This is a genomic window from Streptomyces jumonjinensis (genome assembly GCF_009600885.1).
In the GTDB taxonomy this organism is placed as follows: domain Bacteria; phylum Actinomycetota; class Actinomycetes; order Streptomycetales; family Streptomycetaceae; genus Streptomyces; species Streptomyces jumonjinensis.
In genome coordinates this window covers 87,946-88,161 of the sequence record NZ_VCLA01000201.1, presented here as the reverse complement: position 1 = coordinate 88,161, position 216 = coordinate 87,946, and the positions used below count along the sequence as shown (strand labels likewise).

Annotated in this window: 1 pseudogene; it reads right to left on the bottom strand. The window is 73.6% G+C overall.

Going from position 1 to position 216, the window contains the following annotated elements:
• Window positions 1-216, bottom strand: a pseudogene (locus tag FF041_RS38535) (hypothetical protein); the annotation flags it as partial.

The following is a 216-nucleotide window of genomic DNA, read 5'->3' as shown; positions in this document are numbered from 1 at the left end:
GTGGCGCAGGACCTCGTACCGCCCCCCGGGATTGGTCCGCAGCAGCCCTTCTAGACCGGCGGTGAGGGCATCGGAGGGACGGGACCCGTCCGGGCGCGCCACCACGGCGCTCTCGGGCGGGCAGCCCCGCTCGATCAGCCACCGCTGCCCCAGTGGCACCAGGGAGTGAGCGCTCGCGCCGAAGCGGAAGGTGTGCTCGGTCAGGTCACGGGTGAG